General features: G+C 58.5%; 15 protein-coding genes. 8 read left to right on the plus strand and 7 right to left on the minus strand.

What is annotated here, in order from left to right:
- Positions 1 to 3 precede the first annotated feature (3 nt).
- From nirB to cobA, 3 genes are read left to right on the plus strand one after another with little or no spacing between them, the layout of a single operon-like run.
- Entirely contained in the window at positions 4 to 4,203 is a 4,200-nt protein-coding gene (gene nirB, locus SSARUM2_RS12275; RefSeq protein ID WP_120150958.1) for a nitrite reductase large subunit NirB, read from the plus strand.
- Positions 4,200 to 6,866 (plus strand): nitrate reductase, encoded by a 2,667-nt coding sequence (locus SSARUM2_RS12280; RefSeq protein ID WP_060421070.1) that lies wholly within the window; start codon positions 4,200 to 4,202, stop codon positions 6,864 to 6,866. Before nirB ends, SSARUM2_RS12280 begins: the two co-directional genes overlap by 4 nt.
- Positions 6,863 to 7,807 (plus strand): uroporphyrinogen-III C-methyltransferase, encoded by a 945-nt coding sequence (cobA, locus tag SSARUM2_RS12285; RefSeq protein WP_120150959.1) that lies wholly within the window; start codon positions 6,863 to 6,865, stop codon positions 7,805 to 7,807. The genes SSARUM2_RS12280 and cobA overlap by 4 nt, the downstream gene beginning before the upstream one ends.
- Before the next feature lie 91 nt (positions 7,808 to 7,898).
- On the opposite strand, the gene SSARUM2_RS12290 is transcribed toward cobA, so the two are convergent.
- The 3 genes from SSARUM2_RS12290 to SSARUM2_RS12300 form a co-directional block, all read right to left on the minus strand.
- Complete coding sequence (locus SSARUM2_RS12290; protein ID WP_060438653.1) at positions 7,899 to 8,840, minus strand: sugar phosphate isomerase/epimerase; 942 nt, start codon at positions 8,838 to 8,840, stop codon at positions 7,899 to 7,901.
- A gap of 10 nt (positions 8,841 to 8,850) precedes the next feature.
- Positions 8,851 to 10,026 carry a Gfo/Idh/MocA family oxidoreductase gene (locus tag SSARUM2_RS12295; RefSeq protein ID WP_060420754.1) on the minus strand — a complete coding sequence of 392 codons (1,176 nt, stop codon included), beginning with the start codon at positions 10,024 to 10,026 and terminating at the stop codon, positions 8,851 to 8,853.
- A 67-nt stretch (positions 10,027 to 10,093) separates the two neighbouring features.
- Positions 10,094 to 11,017 carry a substrate-binding domain-containing protein gene (locus SSARUM2_RS12300; RefSeq protein ID WP_049235084.1) on the minus strand — a complete coding sequence of 308 codons (924 nt, stop codon included), beginning with the start codon at positions 11,015 to 11,017 and terminating at the stop codon, positions 10,094 to 10,096.
- 317 nt (positions 11,018 to 11,334) lie between these two features.
- On the opposite strand from SSARUM2_RS12300, the gene SSARUM2_RS12305 reads away from it, so the two are divergent.
- On the plus strand, positions 11,335 to 12,345 hold the full coding sequence (locus tag SSARUM2_RS12305) for a LacI family DNA-binding transcriptional regulator (protein WP_060438652.1): 1,011 nt from the start codon (positions 11,335 to 11,337) through the stop codon (positions 12,343 to 12,345).
- A 149-nt stretch (positions 12,346 to 12,494) separates the two neighbouring features.
- Positions 12,495 to 12,875 carry a nuclear transport factor 2 family protein gene (locus tag SSARUM2_RS12310; protein WP_060438651.1) on the plus strand — a complete coding sequence of 127 codons (381 nt, stop codon included), beginning with the start codon at positions 12,495 to 12,497 and terminating at the stop codon, positions 12,873 to 12,875.
- A gap of 216 nt (positions 12,876 to 13,091) precedes the next feature.
- On the opposite strand, the gene SSARUM2_RS12315 is transcribed toward SSARUM2_RS12310, so the two are convergent.
- Together SSARUM2_RS12315 and SSARUM2_RS12320 are read right to left on the minus strand one after the other, a co-directional pair.
- Positions 13,092 to 13,301, minus strand: coding sequence for a GrpB family protein (locus SSARUM2_RS12315; RefSeq protein WP_225369024.1), 210 nt, complete (start codon positions 13,299 to 13,301; stop codon positions 13,092 to 13,094).
- A gap of 66 nt (positions 13,302 to 13,367) precedes the next feature.
- On the minus strand, positions 13,368 to 13,499 hold the full coding sequence (locus tag SSARUM2_RS12320) for a GrpB family protein (protein ID WP_225369025.1): 132 nt from the start codon (positions 13,497 to 13,499) through the stop codon (positions 13,368 to 13,370).
- A gap of 263 nt (positions 13,500 to 13,762) precedes the next feature.
- Between SSARUM2_RS12320 and SSARUM2_RS12325 the strand changes: the two genes are divergently transcribed.
- Positions 13,763 to 14,140, plus strand: coding sequence for a VOC family protein (locus SSARUM2_RS12325; RefSeq protein WP_049212171.1), 378 nt, complete (start codon positions 13,763 to 13,765; stop codon positions 14,138 to 14,140).
- Between the two features lie 85 nt (positions 14,141 to 14,225).
- Here SSARUM2_RS12325 and SSARUM2_RS12330 read toward each other — a convergent pair whose 3' ends face one another.
- Entirely contained in the window at positions 14,226 to 14,684 is a 459-nt protein-coding gene (locus SSARUM2_RS12330; protein ID WP_060452651.1) for a YbaK/EbsC family protein, read from the minus strand.
- Positions 14,685 to 14,851: 167 nt separating this feature from the next.
- On the opposite strand from SSARUM2_RS12330, the gene SSARUM2_RS12335 reads away from it, so the two are divergent.
- Together SSARUM2_RS12335 and SSARUM2_RS12340 are read left to right on the plus strand one after the other, a co-directional pair.
- Complete coding sequence (locus SSARUM2_RS12335) at positions 14,852 to 15,277, plus strand: DUF2231 domain-containing protein (RefSeq protein WP_033648337.1); 426 nt, start codon at positions 14,852 to 14,854, stop codon at positions 15,275 to 15,277.
- Between the two features lie 13 nt (positions 15,278 to 15,290).
- On the plus strand, positions 15,291 to 16,592 hold the full coding sequence (locus SSARUM2_RS12340; RefSeq protein WP_060452650.1) for a sorbosone dehydrogenase family protein: 1,302 nt from the start codon (positions 15,291 to 15,293) through the stop codon (positions 16,590 to 16,592).
- Positions 16,593 to 16,637: 45 nt separating this feature from the next.
- Here SSARUM2_RS12340 and SSARUM2_RS12345 read toward each other — a convergent pair whose 3' ends face one another.
- Positions 16,638 to 16,868 carry a hypothetical protein gene (locus SSARUM2_RS12345; protein ID WP_033653148.1) on the minus strand — a complete coding sequence of 77 codons (231 nt, stop codon included), beginning with the start codon at positions 16,866 to 16,868 and terminating at the stop codon, positions 16,638 to 16,640.
- Between the last annotated feature and the right edge of the window lie 317 nt (positions 16,869 to 17,185).

Raw genomic sequence — 17,185 nt, forward strand, 5'->3', positions numbered from 1 at the left:
GCAATGGCTAAACCGACTTTAATCGTTATCGGCAATGGTATGGCAGGCGTGCGACTGGTGGAATATCTCTGTGAGCTCGCACCAGATCGTTACCGTATCATGATCATCGGCGATGAAAAGCACAGTGCGTACAACCGTATCCAGCTGACGCCGGTGCTTTCCGGTGAGAAAGATTTTGGCCAGATAGTTACGCATGACGCGCAGTGGTATGAGCATCACAACATCACATTGATCGCAGGCACGGCGGCGACGGCAATCGACCGTCACGCTTGCACCGTCACGGCCGCCGGGCAGATCTATTCATACGATCATTTGGTTCTGGCCACTGGCTCACGGCCATTTCTGCCCCCCCTGCCTGGGGTCGAATTGCCGGGTATCCACGGGTTCCGCACTCAGCAGGATGTCGAAAATATTCTGCAGGGAGCCTACGCAGGCCAACCGGTTGCGGTGATCGGCGGCGGCGTGCTGGGCGTGGAGGCGGCGGCGGCCCTGGCGCGGCGTGGAATGCGGGTGAGCCTGCTACATCGCGGCACACATCTGATGGATCAGCAGCTGGATGAACACGCCGGAAAACTGTTGCACGAGGGGCTCTCATTACGCGGCATCAACGTCATTTTGCAGGCTGAAACGGTGTCATTCAGCGCTGATGCCGCTGGCAGCGTCAGCAGGGTGAATCTTAATGATGGGCGCGGAATAGCGGCGGAGCGGGTCGTGCTCTCTGTGGGCGTGCGGCCGAACATCGCGCTGGCACAACGGTCCGGCTTGCCGTGCGATCGCGGTATTCTGGTGAACCCGCAGCTGCAAACCGCTGACCCGCACATCTCGGCAATTGGAGAATGTTGCCAGTGGGGCGAACTCACTTTTGGCCTGGTGGCCCCGTGCTGGCAGCAGGCTGAAACGCTGGCCTATCGGCTGGCCGGGGGCGATAAAGCCACTTCATTCGAGGTGCAGAATGTCCCGCTGCGCCTCAAGGTCACAGGCCTGAATTTGTTCTGCGCCGGTGAATTACACAGCCGCGATGGCGCTCAGACCCATACCACCTTTGACCCGTTTGACGGGCATTATCGAAGGCTGGTGCTCTGCGACAACCAACTGAAAGGGGTGTTGCTGTGGGGCGATATCAGCGATGGCCCGCAATACCTCCAGCGGATCGGCACGCCCGCTGGTCAACCGTTGCCCTTCAGCGTCTTCAGTCCCGGTAATGAGCCGGATGCCTCTGGCTTACAGCCTGTTAAATCAGAACCGTTACCCGTCGAGGTGGCGAGGAGTCATTCAATGTCGAAACCCGTATTGGTTATGGCCGGACACGGCATGGTAGGCCATCATTTTTTAGAGCAGTTGGTTGCGCGTGAGCTGCATCTGCAATACCAGGTGATTGTGTTTGCCGAAGAGGCCTCGCCCGCCTACGACCGTGTGCATTTGTCCGAATACTTCTCTGGCCGCACGGCGGAATCCCTCTCAATGGTTGAAAAGGGATTTTTCGAATCGACCGGGATTGAACTGCGTCTGGGGCACAGCATCGGGCTCGTTGATACAAAACACCGTTTTGTGGTCGATCACCAGGGGCGGCAGACGGCTTACGATGTACTGGTGCTGGCAACAGGATCCTATCCGTTTGTGCCGCCGATCCCTGGCAATGATGCGCCGGGCTGCCTGGTTTACCGCACGCTTGACGATCTTGCGGCCATTCAGGCCTGCGCGGCAAACGGCAAAACGGGCGTGGTTGTCGGCGGGGGATTACTGGGGCTGGAGGCGGCCAACGCGCTGAAACAGCTCGGGCTGGATACGCACGTGGTGGAGTTTGCACCGCGGCTGATGGGGGTTCAGCTCGACGACGGCGGTGCCGCGATGCTGCGCCGTAAAATTGAAGCGCTGGACGTGAAGGTGCATACCGGGAAAGAAACCCAGGCCATTACTGCGGGCGAGGAGAGCCATTACCGGATGGTGTTTGCCGATGGCAGCTATCTGGAAACCGATCTGGTGCTATTTTCCGCAGGGATCCGCCCACGCGATCAGCTTGCGAGAGCGTGCGGGCTTGAAGTGGGGCCGCGCGGCGGCATTGTGATTGACGATCGCTGCCAGACGTCCGACCCGGCTATTTATGCGATCGGCGAATGTGCGCTATGGAACGGGCAGATCTTCGGCCTGGTGGCGCCGGGTTATCAGATGGCCCGCGCGCTGGCGGATACCCTGACGGGCGGCGACGCCGTCTTTAAGGGCGCGGACATGAGCACCAAACTTAAGCTTCTTGGTGTTGAGGTGGCATCGATTGGTGACGCGCATGGGCGTACCCCAGGTAGCCAGAACTACAGCTGGGTAGACGGTCCGGCGGAAGTGTATAAGAAAATCGTGGTATCGCAGGATCGCAAACGGCTGTTGGGGGTGGTGCTGGTGGGCGACAGCGCGGAATACAGCACGTTGCTGCAAATGATGCTCAACGATATGCCGCTGCCTGCCAAACCTGAATCCCTCATTTTGCCTGTCGGGTCGGGCGCAGACAAACCTGTGCTGGGCATCGCAGCCCTGCCCGATAGCGCGCAAATTTGTTCCTGCCACAACGTCAGTAAAGGCGATGTCCGTAACGCCGTGAAGAACGGCTGCCACGATATGGCGGCGATAAAAGCCTGCACCAAAGCGGCGACGGGCTGTGGGGGCTGCGCCGCACTCACCAAGCAGGTGATGGAATATGCGCTGTCCGACATGGGCGTCGAGGTGAAAAAAGACATCTGTGAGCATTTCGCGTATTCGCGCCAGGAGATTTATCACCTGGTTCGGGTGGGCAATATCCGCACGTTCGGGGAACTGATTGAAAAGCACGGCCACGGCAGCGGGTGTGAAATCTGCAAGCCGCTGGTCGGATCGATACTGGCATCATGCTGGAACGACTACCTGTTGAAACCGCAACATTTGCCACTGCAGGACACCAACGATCGTTATTTCGCCAATATCCAGAAGGACGGAACCTATTCCGTCGTGCCGCGCGTTCCGGCGGGAGAGATAACCCCCGAAGGGCTTATCGCCATCGGCGAAGTCGCCAGGCGTTACAAGCTCTACACCAAAATTACCGGAGGGCAGCGAATCGACCTGTTCGGCGCGCGTCTGGAGCAACTGCCGGAGATCTGGCAGCAGCTGGTTGATGCCGGTTTTGAAACCGGTCATGCCTACGGCAAATCTCTGCGTACGGTGAAATCCTGCGTCGGGTCGAGCTGGTGTCGCTACGGCGTACAGGACTCCACCTCGCTCGCGCTGCAATTAGAGCACCGCTACAAAGGGCTGCGTTCGCCTCACAAAATCAAAATGGCCGTCTCGGGTTGTACCCGCGAGTGTGCCGAAGCCCAAAGTAAAGATGTGGGGGTAATTGCCACGGATAAGGGCTGGAACCTGTATGTCTGTGGCAACGGGGGAATGAAGCCCCGCCATGCTGATTTGCTGGCGCAGGACATGAGCACAGAGCAGCTCATTCGTACCGTTGACCGCTTACTGATGTTCTACATCCGCACCGCTGACCGGCTGCAGCGCACCAGCACCTGGATGGATAACCTCGAAGGGGGCATCGACTACCTGCGCCAGGTGATTCTGGACGACAGCCTGCAAATTGCGGATGAACTGGATCGTGAAATGTCTGCGGTGGTGGCGACGTACCAGTGTGAATGGCAGACCACTCTGGCCTCGCCGGATCGCCTGGCGCTGTTCAGACCGTTTGTAAACAGCGAGGTCCCTGACGAAGGGGTCGTGATGGTGAGCGAACGTCAACAACTGCGGCCTGCAACGCATGAGGAGCGCAGCATGCTCGCCGTGCCTGCCGCAGAAAATACGCAGGAGCCCGCACCGGGCTGGGTGGAAGTGTGCAGCCTGAGCGCCATCCCGGCGAATGCGGGAATGGCGGCGCGCCTGGCAAGCCAGCAGATTGCGCTGTTCTATCTGCCCGGTCATCCACAGCAGGTTTTTGCGCTGAGCAATCATGAACCAGACAGCGACGCCAATGTGCTGGCGCGCGGGCTCGTGGGGGATGTCAAAGGCGAACCGGTGGTGATTTCCCCGCTCTATAAACAGCGCTTCAGCTTACGGGACGGCCGCAGCCTGGACAATTCGCCGCATGCGCTGCGAAGCTGGGCGGTGAAAGTGGAAGATGGCCGCGTCTGGGTTCAGGCACAAATGCAGGGCGTTGCGTCCGCCAAAATCATTGAAACGGTCAACCTATGAAAACAGCGTCTCCGGTCGTGAAAACCACCTGCGCCTATTGCGGCGTGGGGTGCGGCGTCAGTATGCAGCCACAGGCTGATGGCTTCGCCGCCAGCGGCGACCCGGCACATCCGGCGAATCGCGGAAGGCTGTGCGTGAAGGGCAGCGCGCTGGGTGAAACGCTGGGCTTACAGGGGCGTCTGCTCCAGCCTGAAATCCATCATCAACCCGTGAGCTGGCCGCAGGCGTTAGACGCTGTCGCACAAGGGCTACAGGCGACGATTGACGAGCATGGACCGCAGTCGGTCGCGTTTTATGGCTCGGGCCAGCTGCTGACGGAGGATTACTACGTCGCCAACAAGCTGATGAAAGGGTTTATCGGGGCGGGCAACATGGATACCAACTCCAGGTTGTGCATGGCCTCCGCCGTGGTGGGCTACAAGCGGGCGTTCGGCGCCGATGCCGTCCCCTGCAATTATGATGATCTGGAGCAGGCAGACTGCGTTATTCTGGTAGGTTCGAACACCGCCTGGGCGCATCCGGTGGTGTATCAGCGGCTGGCGAAAGCCAAAGCGGAGAGGCCGGAGATGCAGATTATCGTCGTTGATCCGCGTAAGACCGCCACCTGTGATATTGCCGATCTGCATCTGGCACTGCGTCCGAGCAGCGATGCGGCGCTGTTCTGCGGCGCACTGAACGAGATGGCAGCGCGCGGAAAACTGGATACCGCTTTTCTGCAGCACCACACGAACGGGGCAGAAGAAACCTTACAGACAGCAAAAGCGTGGAGCCTGGAGAAGACGGCGGACTATTGCGGGATCGCCTCCTCGCAATTACAGGCGTTTTATCAACGGATAGCCCGGAGCCAGCGGCTGGTCACGCTGTATTCGATGGGGATCAACCAGTCCAGTTCGGGCGTCGACAAATGCAACGCGATAATTAACCTGCATCTGGCAACCGGCCAGATTGGACACGCTGGCAGCGGGCCATTTTCGATAACGGGCCAGCCGAATGCGATGGGCGGACGTGAAGTCGGCGGGCTGGCAAACCAGCTGGCCTGCCATATGGGATTTACCGCCGAAGAGATTACACGGGTCGGGCGTTTCTGGCACAGCGATAACGTCGCGCAGAGCCCTGGACTCAATGCCATCGATCTCTTCCGCGCTATCGAGAAGGGAGAGATAAAAGCCGTCTGGATCATGGGCACCAATCCGCTGGTGTCACTTCCGGATGCCGATCGCGTGCGGGCCGGTCTGGCGCGTTGTCCTCTGGTTATTGTGTCCGACATTCTGCGTGACACGGACACCACCCGCGCCGCGCATATCCTGCTGCCCGCCCTGGGCTGGGGGGAGAAAAATGGCACGGTGACCAATTCGGAACGCTGTATCTCCCGGCAACGCGCGTTTCTGGCTGCACCTGGGGAGGCCAAACCTGACTGGTGGATCCTCAGCCAGGTTGCGCAGCGGCTGGGGTTTGCGGAGGCCTTTGCCTGGCAGCATCCGGCAGATATTTTCCGCGAACATGCGGCCTTGTCCGGCTTTGAAAATGCAGGCACTCGGGCGTTTGACATCAGCGGGCTGGCGCAGTTGTCTAATGAAGAATGGGATACCCTGCAGCCGATCCAGTGGCCGGTTAATGCCGCACGGCCGCAGGGTACGCCGCGACTATTTACAGATAAAACCTTTTTTCACCCTGACGGTAAAGCGCGGTTGATCGCCGTCACCCCGGCGCTGCCCGCCAGCCAGCCCACTGCGGCTTATCCGCTGATCATGAACACCGGAAGGGTGCGCGACCAGTGGCACACCATGACGCGAACCGGCAAGTCTGCTCGCCTGATGCAGCATATCAGCGAGCCGTACTGTCAGTTTCATCCGGATGATGCGCCGGGCATTCAGGCGGGTGAGTTGTTGCGTGTAACCTCATCCCATGGCTGGCTGCTGTTACGCGCGCAACCCGATCATCTTCAGCCTCGCGGCAGTATTTTCGTGCCGATCCATTGGAACAGCCATTTTAGCCGGCAGGCCCGGGTCGATGCGCTGATAGCTCCCGTTACCGATCCTCTTTCCGGGCAACCGGAAAGTAAGCATATGCCGGTCAATCTGACGAAATGGAAAGCGGCTTGGTATGCAGAGCTGTTTATTCGGGGAGAGGGGATCGCCGCGCCTGCCACCGCCTACTGGAGCCGCATCACCCAACCGGGCGTCACGCATTTTACGTTAGCGGATTCTTCGCTCCAGGAGGAGTGGATGGCGTGGCTGAATGAACATTATCCGCTGGAGGGGAAAACCTGCCAGAGCGCCCGGATGGGGGATGAGGGCTTCAACCTGCTGGTGTGGGCGCAGGGCGAACTGCAGCTGGCATTTTACGCGCGCCGAAGCCCACTGCTGCCGGACAGGCAAGCGATACTGTCTGCCTTTATCACCCCGCCGGACACGGCACCGCAGCGGCTGGCGTTACTGGCGGGCCAGGCCGGCAGCCATAAGGCCGCCACCGGCAAAATGATTTGCAGCTGTTTTTCTGTTGGCGAAGCGCAGATTGTCGACGCCGTGCGGCAGGGATGCCACAGCGTGCAACAGCTCGGCTCAAAGCTGAAATGTGGCACTAACTGCGGCTCCTGCGTGCCGGAGCTGAAAACGTTTATTGCCGGCCAGCTGGCCGCCCTGACGATGGAAGAACGCCCATGAAAACTAGCAACATGTTGCCGATAGCGCAGATTATGGCCCTGGCAGATCAACGCAGCCCGGTGCGCCGGGGTGACGTCTGGCTGGTGGGCGCAGGGCCGGGTGATACTGAACTGCTGACCCTGAAAGCGCTGCGCGTTATCCGGCAGGCCGATGTCGTGGTCTTTGACCGGCTGGTGTCCGATGCGGTGCTGGCGCTGGCGCCGGACACTGCACTGCGGATCGATGTCGGCAAATCCCCGCGCAATCATCGCCTTGAACAGCATGAAATCAATATGTTGCTGGTTGATCTGGCGCTGGCGGGGCACCGTGTAGTGCGCCTGAAGGGCGGCGACCCGTTCATCTTTGGCCGGGGTGGGGAAGAAATGGCCTGCTGCCAGCAGAAGGGGATAGTGTGCAATGTTGTGCCCGGTATCACGGCGGCAATGGGCTGTGCCGCAGCCAGCGGGATCCCGCTGACGCACCGAAACCTGGCACAGTCCGTCAGGTTTGTCACCGGACATGGCCCGGAAGGGGAACCGGACGTTGACTGGTCCGTACTGGCCGCCGCGCGCCAGACGCTGGTCTTCTATATGGGGATTGCCAACAGCCCTGTTATCAGCCAGCGCTTGATTGCCCATGGCTTACCCGGCTCAACGCCCGTGGCGGTGATTGAACGCGGCACTCAGCCTCAGCAGCGCGTGCTGGTGGGCACTCTGGATGCATTGGGAAAGATCGTTGCAGAGGAGCAGGTCGAATCACCAGCCCTGGTAATTATTGGTGAGGTGGTGGGAATGTACCGGCCGATTGCCGAACTGCCTGAGAAGATTTTTCCGCAGATGGGCCGTTCTGAACCGGCTTTGCCAGTCAGTCTGAAGTGGCCGGCGAAAATGGATAGCATAAGCGTTATTCTGGAATCATCCTATGACCATATCTGGCACGCAAGAGACGGTCACAATAGCTAAAACATCTAATCGAACCAAGGACACGGGGATGTTTAATCCCCGTGTTTGTGGTGAGAAAGAGGCGCAGCGGCCATGGCCGCCGCGCAGGGTGTTATTGGCTAATCGATTGCTGCAGCGCCTGAACGGAAGAAACGATGCCGGCATCAACCGACATGGTCAGGTCTTCCATTTCCAGCGACACCCAGTCGTTGTAGCCCATCATGCGCACCACCGAGAAGAATTCCTTCCACCACTGCAGATCCCGCCCGCAGCCGACGGCGACATAGTTCCAGGCGCGGCCGGCCACGTCATCTATCGGTTTGGTCTCCAGCAGCCCGTTAACCTCGACGACGCCGCGCTCAAGGCGCACGTCTTTGCCATGCACATGGTGAATGGCGGGACCAAGGGCGCGGGCCACCGCGATGGGATCTGCCCCCATCCAGAGCAAGTGACTGGGATCGAGGTTCAGGCCCACCATCGGGCCAATGGCCTCGCGCAGCCGGAACAGCGTTTCCGGGTTCCACACCAGCATGGCGCTGAAGTTTTCCAGCGCAAAGCGCTCGACGCCGCACGCTTTGGCTCGGGCGACCAGCGCCTGCCAATAGGGGATCGCCACGTCATTCCATTGATAGTCCAGGCAGTTTTTCACCGTCGGCGGCCAGCTGACGGTATAGGTGATCCAGTTGGGGATGGTGTCATGCGGGCTGGCCGGCGGCAGGCCGCTCATCATGACGATCTTTTTCACTCCCAGCAGCCCGGCCAGCTCCAGCGTATTGTCGGTTTGGCGCTGATGGCGTTGCCCCAGCTCGCCGGGATCGAGCGGATTGCCGGAGACGTTGAGCGCGGCGATCTCCATGCCGCGGCTGGCCAGCGCCTGCAGCAGCTGCCGGCGTTTGGCGGGGTTGGCCAGTAGATCGTCGGCATCCAGATGGGGCGCCGGAGACCAGCCGCCGGTGGTCATTTCCACGCCGCGCACCCCCAGCTCCAGCAGCCGGTCCAGCATCTGCTCGAAGGGTAAATGGCCCAGGCTATCGGTACAGAATGAGAGTCTCATGAGGCTTTCCTTATTGGTAATTAACCCAGGTGGCGCCGTTGTCGGCGGAACGAACGCAGTTTTCAATCCAGCGTACGCCTTCCAGCCCGGCGTCGATATCTGGGTAGATCAGCGTGGCCAGCGTCTGCCGATCGCCGCGCTGGCTGGCGCTGATGGCGATGGCGAACTTGAGGTAGATATTGGCCCAGGATTCGGCCAGGCCTTCGGTGTGCAGCGCGCCGAGCCGCTCTTCGGCCAGGGCGCTGTCGTCAAGATAGGGCATGCCGTGGTGCAGGATCTGGTTGGGCCGCCCCTGGATCTCATAGCGCAATTCGCCGGGCGCAGCGTCGCTCCACTGCAGGCTGGCGAGCGAGCCGACCACGCGGATGCTTTGGCTGTCCATCGCGCCGGCGTTGACGGCGGAGGCCCACATGCGGCCGACGGCGCCGTTTTCGTAGTGCATCAGCACCATGGCGTTGTCTTCCAGCGGGGCGCGGGAAGGAATAAAACTCTGGCGATCGCACAGCAGGGAGGCAATCTTCATATCGGGCATCACCAGCTGCGAGATGTAGAAGGTGTGGGTGGAGATGTCGCCCAGCACAAAAGAGGGGCCGGCGATTTTCGGATCGACGCGCCACTTTTGCGCCTCGAACTTGTCTGCGCTTTCGTTGGCATTGAAGCCGTGGGTGTATTGCAATTCGACCATGCGTATTTCGCCGATGTCGCCGTTCGCGATCATGGCGCGCATCTGCATCAGCAGCGGATGGCCGGAGAAGCCGTAGGTTACGCCGACGATCAGGCCTTTCTCCGCCGCCAACGCCTTGATTTCTCTCGCCTCCGCCGTGGTGAAGAACAGCGGCTTTTCGCAGATGACATGCAGGCCGGCATTCAGCGCGGCGCGCGTAATTTCATAGTGGGTGCCGTTAGGGGTGGCGATGGTCACCACCTCAACGCCATCTCCGCGGTTGGCTTCTTGCTCCAGCAGCTGTTGATAGCTGTCATAGCAGCGTTCGGCGGGCACGCCGAGATTAACGCCAAACTCGCGTCCGCGCGCCGCGTCGATATCAAAGGCGCCGGCAACCAACCGATAGGCGGTGTTGTCGCGCAGTGCGCCGGAACGGTGCTTGTAGCCCACCTGGCTGAGGCGGCCGCCGCCGATCATCGCCCAACGCAGCGGGCGAGGGATGCTTCTTTCACCATTTAACATGCTGACTCCTGATATTGTGGCTTTGCACTCGGGTGCAAAAGAGGTTGAAAAAGAGAGTGGCAACGGTTTATTTCTGATTCATCTGCGCAAATTCCGGGTAGTTTTCTCGCGTCACGGTGGCGTAAGGCACCCAGTTGTAAGGCTCGGTTTTGGCGTGATCCAACAGGGCGCGAGTCACTTGCACCGCGCCGATCGCCTGGGCTTTGGCATCCTGGAAAATGGTCACCGCCAGGTCGCCGTTTTTGATAAATTGCAGGCCGTCGGGCGTGCCGTCGATACCGGCAACCAGCACACCGCTCTTTTTGGCCTGCTTCAGCGCCATGATCGCACCGATAGCCATCTCATCGTTGTTGGCGGCGATCGCATCGATCGCTACGCCGTTCAGCAACCAGCCGGAAACCACATCGACCGCTTCATTGCGCTGCCATTTTGCGGTCTGTTTCTCTACCACTTTCAGGTCCTTGTGTTTGGCGATCACCGCTTCAACCGCGCGGGTGCGTTCGCGGGTTTCTTCGTTGGAGAGGGCGCCCATCAGGATCGCCACGTTGCCGCGGTAATTCATTTTTTTCGCCAGAGCCTCCATCTGCAGGCGGCCGCTGAGCGCCGAATCGGAGCCGACGTAGGCCGTCGCGCCGCTCAGCGGCACTTCGGGTTTGCGGTTGACGAAGATCAGGGGGATCGCGGCGCGTTTGGCGGCCGCTATCATCGGCTGGACGCCTTGCGTATCAACCGGGTTGAGGATAATGGCGTCCACGCCCTGATTAATCAGATCGTCCACCTGCTGCACCTGCAGGGCGACATCGCCTTTGGCATCGACGAACTGGCCTTGCAGTTGCTGCGCAGCCAGTTCCCGCGCCATTTGGCTGCGCAGGATAGAGACGAAGTTGAGATCGAAGTTGGCCAGCGCCACGCCGACCTGGTAGGTCTTGGCCTGGGCGGTCACCACAAACAGCGAGCAGGCTAACATCAACAACAGTCTGGTTTTTTTCATTACGGTCTCCTGTTGAGAAGAGAGGCGTTGTGTAAAAACAGTGTATTTGCAACCGGGTGCAAATCAGGAGGCAAAACGGCGATGCGTCTCTGAATGCCACCGTGAATGTCGGCCATGAATAAAATTTGGTCAACAGGGGAAAGGTGAAAACAGCGCTGACGATCACAAATTGTTTACGTTTTGCACCCGGTTGCATAACGATTTGCAATCGGGTGCAAAAACGGGACATAATTGCAGCAGAAATGCCGGCGGGCGCTTAGGGGATCTGAGCGAGCGGGGTATAGTTTGACTTCACCAAAGCAGGGATCGACGCAACCATGATGAAACACCACAAAGCCACCGCCAGCGACGTCGCCGAAAAGGCCGGCGTCTCTAAATGGACGGTATCGCGTGCCTTTACGCCCGGCGCCTCGATCTCGGCCAGCGCGCGTGAAAGCGTGCTGGCGGCGGCGGCCGAGCTGGGCTATCGGCCAAATCTGCTGGCGCGCAGCCTGTCGCAAAAACGCACGCACATCATTGGCGTGGCCATCGACGAGATGAAGAACCCGCATTCAATGATGATGCTCGATATGGTGACCAAACAGCTGCAAACCCGCGGTTATATGGCGCTGTTGCTGAACATCACCGCCGGGGAAAACTACCGGGCGGTGATGGCGATGGCCGATCAGCTGCAGGTCGACGGCATTTTGTTCCTGGCGACGGTGTTAACCAAGGAGTGGGCAGCGATCGCGCAAGATCTGCATCAGATACCGCTGGTGCAGGTATGCCGCAATACGGAAAGCGAACACATTGATGTGGTCAATATCGACGGCTACCGCGCCGGCGAAGAGATCGCCGCGCTGCTGATAGAGCAAGGGCATCGGCGCTTTGGTTACATGAAGGGGCCGGACACGCAAAGCAGCCATTTGCTGCGCATGGAAGGCTACCGCGACAAACTGATGGCCGCCGGCTTTCAGTTGGATCGGGTGCTCACCGCCGGCCATTACGATCGCCAACGCGGTTTCCAGCTGATGAGCGAATACCTGCAGGCAACGCCGGAAAACGAACGGGTTGAGGCGCTGTTCTGCGAGAACGACGTGTTGGCGCTGGGGGCGCTCGAAGCGCTCAGGCAAACGGCGCCGTCGTCCGCGATGGCCGTGGTAGGTTTCGACGATATCGACGAGGCCGGCTCAGCCAACTGGGCGCTGACCAGTTACAGCCAACGCATCGACCGGCTGGTCGAAGAGGCCTTGAATCGCCTGATCGACAATCGCGCCACGGCAGACGGCGCCTGGCGGCACGGGGAATTGCGGGTTCGGCGGTCGCATTTGGCTGGGAAACAGGCGTAAGGCTTCCTTTTTATGTGACGATGTCACTATTGAGGCTTGATGAGAGAAGGAATCCTGGGAATAGTCAGGTTTCACGAGTGTCATTCTGATGTAGATAGACTGCCGAAGTTTGCCAGATTTCACGTAGCGCGATCAAAAAGGAGGGCATTTTGACCCATTTTGCAGAGTGGCTTAGCCACGTCCAGGCGCTTGAGGTTGAACTGCACCAGCCAACAACGCGCTGCGATCCGAAGCGTGTCGCGGCATTGCTGCATGAAGACTTTGAAGAGATTGGCCGCTCAGGCCTACGTTATGACAAACGCCAGACCGTTGCGGCGCTGGAGATGGAAACGGATTATCCGCAGATTTTCGCCGAAGGTTTTAAGCTGGCGCAAATCAGTGATAGCACCGTATTGCTGACGTATAAAAGTTTTCAGCGTGACGCGCAGGGCCACGCCGTGCGTTGCACAGAGCGTTCGTCGATTTGGCTTCTGACAGCCAAGGCGGGTTGGCAGATGCGGTTTCATCAAGGCACGCCGACTGATGATTGAGCCAGATTTAAAAGCCGATCTAATGGAATGACAACAAGCCAGGCAGAAGACAGATGTCAGAGGGATAAAGCTGCAGGTGAGGAGAGAAGATGCTCAGGGATGGCCCGGTGCGTATCCAGCAATTAAATTTAACATAATATACATTATGCGCACCAAGGTAATGATATGTGGATTCTGCCGTCCAGGCCTGATTTATGGGCTTTCTCCTGCGGCCAATCATGCCAGCGCCGGCTGCTCATGCCGTTGAAGTAATTCGTTTTTCAACCGGCCATAAGCCGCCGGGTTTTGCCGGCGGTCTTCTGCTGCCTGGTGTTTGGGTTGCTCAGCAATACCATGATGCTTGCGCAGATAATCTCTGAACGCCAACTGTCTGATCGCCTGTTCACTTGCTGCAGCAACGCCTGCCGGTAATGCCGTTCTCGCCACGCGGCGTAGGTCTCATGTCATGCATCTTGTCATTCACACCATCCAACGCCGCCAGCCTTTCAATCTTCAGCAAGATATCAATCGTTGGTTTGGCACTGCTGTACTGCCGATATGATGAATTGCCGTTAATACACCAGCCAATATCTCGCGTAGTTTCAGCGCTGCATCAGGCTCGACCGTGATGATGCGCTCTGTCATTTTCCGCTCCAATAATGATGACCGGACATGATTTCAATGGCGCATCTCCGCCGATAAGGAGTAAAAATCCCCTGCTTTTTTGATCGCGCTACGTAAAATCTGGCAAAACGTGGCTGCTACGATACTGCAGATTTCTCCAAAACACGTCATTTCAACGGGCACTATTTGTACGCTAAATGCGCATTGGCGTCCGTTTTCATCGTTTTCGGCGCCCACCACGGCGTTGGCTATACTGAATGGGGACACATTCCAGGAGCCTCCCCATGTTTGACCATGTGAAATTTGGCGTCAGCGACTTTGCCCTTAGTAAAGCGTTTTTCCTCAATGCACTCGCGCCGCTGGGCGTAAAGATCGTTGCCGAAGGCGAACCCGGCTATGGCGTCGAACTTTGTCACGATCGGGGTAACGTGTCATTGTGCCTGTTTCAAACCGATGAAAAACCGGCGCATCTGCACCTGGCATTTGCCGCAAGCAGCCGTGAACAGGTCGATGCGTTCTACCACGCCGCGCTAAATGCCGGCGGCAAAGACAATGGCGCACCCGGTTTGCGGCCCAATTACCATGCCCACTACTATGCGGCATTTGTGATCGGCCCGGATGGCCACAATATCGAAGCGGTGTGCCATAACCCGATGAACTAGTAATTTTTCCAGCTAAAACAGCATGTTAATCACGAGTTGATGCACGCTATTTAACATAACGCAATTGTGACGCGGTCACTTAAAGTTACCCTGTCACATCAATCCACTCTGCTCCGGTGATGCTGGCCAGGCGTTGTGGCGCAATTCTCACGCCTGAGTTATCGCTGCCACCTGCCGGAAGCACTTCACCGTAGCTGCACAGGCTGCGATCGCAGTAAATTCTTACCGTTGCCGGTGCGGCAAAGGGGCAAACGCCGCCCGGTGGATAGCCGGTCAGCGACTCCACCTCCTCCGCCGGCAGCATGCGCGCCTTTACCCCGAAGAATTGTTTGTACTTCTTGTTATCGATTCTGGCGGTTCCCGCCATCACCAACAGCACTACGCCGTCGTTCACGCGAAACGACAGCGTCTTGGCGATCTGCCCGCTCTCCACGCCAAAGGCTTCCGCCGCCAGCGCCACGGTAGCGGTATTCTTTGCCAGCACCGTCACCGCCGTTTCCGGCGCGTGCTCGGCCAGAAATCGCTGAACGCGCTCTATACTCATGCCCATCCTCCCGATGTTGTAAGCCATTGATAATGCCGCAGTGAGGGTTTCGGTTTTAACATCGCATGCTAAAAATGAGAATCAAAATTGTTCAAATCGGTGAATCTGAACAAAGCTTTAAGGGGCCACGCCCTTTTTTACCTATCATTTTTCATGGAGATACCTGCATGACCACGCAAACGACAGCAAGGCCTTCAGCGGTCGCGGTGGCCGTCTATGAATGGCTCAATCCGATACCCTACGGATTTTTCACCGCTGCGCTGATTTTCGACATTATCTATGCCTGCACGGCGAATATTCAGTGGGTCAACGGTGCCAGCTGGCTGATCGCCATCGGCCTGATTTTTGCCATTATTCCCCGTCTGATTAACCTGGTGCAGGTGTGGTTCGGCAGCGGCCGGCTGCAGGGGCCATCGGTCAAGCTCCATTTCTGGCTGAACTTGCTGGCCATCGTTCTCGCCATCATCAACGCCTTCGTGCATAGCCGGGATGCGTATGCCGTGGTGCCGCAAGGTCTGGTGCTGTCTGCGATCGTGGTCGCGCTGCTGAGCCTCGCCAACATTCTGCTGGCCGTGGGCGCCCGCGCAAAATAATAAGGAGGTTTTCATGAAGCTATCATCCATCGCGATTGCGCTTTCGGCCGTGTTGGCGCTGGCCGGCTGCGATAACAGCGCCGTCATTTCACCGGAACAACAAATGGGGCCGGATCCGACGTTGCCGGCGGCGCAAGACTTCCTGATGCCGCCGATGCAGGTGCCAAAGGGCGTCGGCTGGGAGCAAAATCAGATGCCGAAAGTGGCTGAAGGCTTGAAAATCGATAAGGTGGCGGACGGTTTGCTGCACCCGCGCCAGCTGCTTACCCTGCCCAACGGCGATGTTTTGGTGGTGGAAGCCAACGGGCCGGGCACCGAAGCGGTGAGCACGCCCAAGCAGATGATCGCCGGTTTGGTGAAGGGCCAGTCCGGTAAAGGCGGCAAAGGGGGCAACCGGATTACCCTGCTGCGCCCAACCGCCGATGGCAGCTGGGAAAAGCATGTCTTCCTCGAAGGGCTCGATTCGCCGTTCGGCGTCCAGCTGATTGGCAACACCCTGTATGTGGCCAACACCGGCAACATCATGCAGTACGCCTATCAGCCGGGCGAAACGCGCATCAGCGATGCGGGTAAAGAGCTGGCCGACCTGCCGGACACCATCAACCATCATTGGACCAAGGCCCTGCTGGCCAGCCCGGACGGTAAAAAGCTGTATGTCGGCGTCGGTTCAAACAGCAACATCACCGAAAACGGCCTGGCCGTAGAGTACCGCCGCGCCGCCGTGCTGGAAGTGGACACCGCCTCCGGCGCCAGCCGCATCTTCGCCAGCGGCCTGCGCAATCCGACCGGGCTGCAGTGGGAACCGCACAGCGGCAAGCTATGGGCCATCGTCAACGAGCGTGACGAGATCGGCGCCGATCTGGTGCCGGACTACCTGACCTCGGTGCAGGACGGCGGCTTCTACGGCTGGCCTTATAGCTATTTCGGCCAGCACGTCGATCGGCGGGTGCAGCCGGCGCGGCCGGATCTGGTGGCGAAAGCCATCAAGCCGGACTACGCCCTCAGCTCCCACGTCGCGCCGCTGGGGCTGCTGTTCTACACGGCGAACGCTCTGCCGGCTGAGTATCGCGGCGGCGCCTTCGTCAGCGAACACGGCAGCTGGGATCGCTCGCCGCTGAACGGCTACCGGGTCAGCTACGTGGCGTTTGAGCAAGGTAAGCCGGTCGGCAAACTCAAAGCGGTGGTCACCGGCTTTGTCTCCGACGACGAGAAGGAACTCTATGGCGCACCGGTAGGATTGGCGGTCGACAAGACCGGCGCCCTGCTGATTGCTGATGACGTCGGCAACACCGTTTGGCGCGTTAAATCGAAATAAGCTCAAGGCGTTGTCGGCAGGCAACGCCGCGTGAAAGCCAGCTTGTCATTCTCGCATGCAAGCGTGGCGGGTATGGCTCAGTGTACTGTGTAACTTATCGTACTCTTCACGGGTAATTTTTTGCGTGGCCAGTAAGGTGCGCAAGGTTCCGTACAGAAAACCGAGCTCATACCCCCGCGCGTAGCCCTCTGCACTGTAACGGTTGATCTCACCGGTTTTGAGCGTTTCAATACCGTCATTAAGCCAGTCCAGTGCGTCCTGAGTGGTCAAATCCATCGTTGTTTCCCCTTATCAAGCGAAGAATAAAAGCCTAGCACGCCCTTGTTATTGAGTATATTTTTGCGGGTTCCATTTTCGACATATCTTTGGAATTTATAACTGGCTGCGTATCCCTTGGCCGCTTTGCATATAATTTCGCTTAAATTTGAATCACTGTTTTGATCTCATTTTCATCAACAGATCGTTGGCCAGAAATAAAAGGTTTTAACATTTCGACATAAACCAGTACAATTCCCTACCCTGTGTTAACCCTTTTTTTAGGTTGATTGTGTCGTTAATTCAGCCCTCTACATCGCGAAATCGGGCCGCCGCCT

The organism is Serratia sp. K-E0102, assembly GCF_029962625.1.
Classification (GTDB): Bacteria; Pseudomonadota; Gammaproteobacteria; order Enterobacterales; family Enterobacteriaceae; genus Serratia; species Serratia sarumanii.